Raw genomic sequence first — 2,184 nt, 5'->3', positions numbered from 1 at the left:
TGCCTGTGCGGAGTAGGTATCCCAGTTAACGCCGATAGGATAAGTATCATAGTTGCCTATATCGGCAGTGCTTTTTGATCCGGGGCGGTAAAAGTAAGCAGTAAACGTGCCGGTACCTGTTGGGATGCCATAGTAATCAAATGAAGCCTGGATCCCTTTTTTGTAATAGCTCTCCGCATCTCCGGTTGCCCATCCGCGATTAATACCCTCGGCAATGTTAAACATCAGTTCGGGGTAACCTATTTGTATGCTTGGCTCGCCGGTATAAGTAGAGTAATAACGTTTCCTGTTAAGGAACGAATACTTCTGCAAACCAGCATTGTTATACATAACACCCAGATCCAGACCCGGATCGGCGCCGATGAAGGAGGAAAACGCGGTTGGGCTTTGGTGCAAATTGTCAACATTATCACGGGCAGGCTCGGCTGTTACATAAACACGCGGGTCTTTTAAGCCGGTTAACAAACCTATATAGGTAGCAGATGTGTTTTGTCTTGACCCGTTTTGACCAAAGTTATCGGGTGTTTGCGGGTAATAGTTAGTTGGACTAAGAAAATTAAACTGAAGGTTATCAGCGGCGCTTTCCATAACCGGATATTTGGTCGGGTTGCCAACTACCGCGGCAAACTGCGCAACAACATCAATATCAGTTGTTTTTTTGCTTAGTTGTATCAATAGCCTTATCCTGAAGGCGTTTACAACTTTTTGCCATTTTGTAAGATCGCCACCAAAGTAAATATCGCCGGTAAGTACATTTCCTTTGGCTGCAATAAGTGTAGCCAGATCACTGTTGGCACCCTCTAACCAAGTCAACGATTGTACCATAACCGCTTTTTGGGTATCATAAGCAGGGGTAAGGTTTTTTAATCCCTGTAAAGCCTGGGTCATCGGGATATCGCCTTCTTCCATGCTCATTTTACTAAAAAAATAAGCTTTAAAAAATTTAGCGATGGCGCTATATGGGTTAAGCGCAGGCTGACCTGCTTTTAAAGCCTGGTCTTCCATTGCCAGCACATTTTTAAGTGCGGTATAATAGTTATCGCCGCTGCCAAAATCATAACGGTTATTGCCATAATAATCGTAGTTGTAAATGTAATACTGGCAATAAATTTCCTTTGAGTTATCCGGGTATTCCACCATGCTATTTAATACGCCGTTGAAAAGCAGCGAAGCGGGTACTGCGTTGGGTACGTTGTTATTTACCGTTAAATCCTGGAAACTCTTTTTACAACCGGTTACTGTTAGTATCATAAATACCGGCAGTAGGTAAATTCTAAATATCTTTTTCATATTCATCTGTTAATTAGAATGATAAATTTAAGTTGAAGCCGTAGCTGCGTACTGTTGGCGATTGCAATCCCGTTTGGGCAACGGCACCATTGTACTGATCCAGATCTACATCTTTAAAGCGTTTATCTTTATAGAAGTACAATAAGTTGCGGCCATAAAGTGATGCCGAGATCTTCTGAATAAAGCTTTTTTGTAACCACGCCTTAGGGAAATCATAAGAGAAAGTAACCTCACGCAGTTTAGAAAAAGTTTTGCTCATCAGGTTTGATTCATCCACGCCATAATATTTACTGGCATAATCCTGTACCAAAGCGGTTTGCTTATTAGGAGTAAATTGCATCAAGCCTATGTTTTTTACAGCACCGGTTTTTGAATCATAATCAGGGGCAACGCCGTTTGATATTACAACACCTTCGCCTACGTAGCTGCCGTTATAGCCGGTTTTACCAAAGTTTTGCCAGTCTTTGTAACGCGCATCACCAAGGGCGCCGGTAGCCGTTTCAATATTGGCGCCGCCACGCATGGTTTTATTGTGCATATAATCAACAATAACACCACCAACAGAACCATCAAACTGGAAACCCATACTTAGGTTTTTGTAGCGGATCTTGTTATAAATGCTCCAGGTGTATTTGGCATTCTCGTTGCCCAGGTATTGTGCAACAGGTAAGGCCAATGGTTTGCCTGCAGCATCATTAACTATTTGTCCTTGTGGCGAACGTACAAAGGCGCCGCCATATAATTTATCTACACGGTCGCCTACTTTAAAAAATGTATTGTAGGTATCCTGGCCTTTAGGTAATTCGGTATAAATTTCCTTAAAGGTTGCTACGTTAACCAAAACATTCCAGGTAAAGCCGCCTAAGTTTTTAATTGGTGTACCCTCTAATGAAC

The 2,184-nt window shown here is 42.3% G+C and carries 1 protein-coding gene and 1 pseudogene; both read right to left on the bottom strand.

Going from position 1 to position 2,184, the window contains the following annotated elements:
- Positions 1-1,290 (bottom strand): SusD/RagB family nutrient-binding outer membrane lipoprotein (locus tag AC1DPZ_RS25875; protein WP_477408912.1); only part of this gene is annotated, 1,290 nt, incomplete at its 3' end.
- Between the two features lie 13 nt (positions 1,291-1,303).
- Positions 1,304-2,184: pseudogene (locus AC1DPZ_RS25870) on the bottom strand (SusC/RagA family TonB-linked outer membrane protein); the annotation flags it as partial.

This window comes from Mucilaginibacter sp. P4_G9 (assembly GCF_056400985.1).
This window is presented reverse-complemented; position numbering and strand designations above follow the sequence as displayed.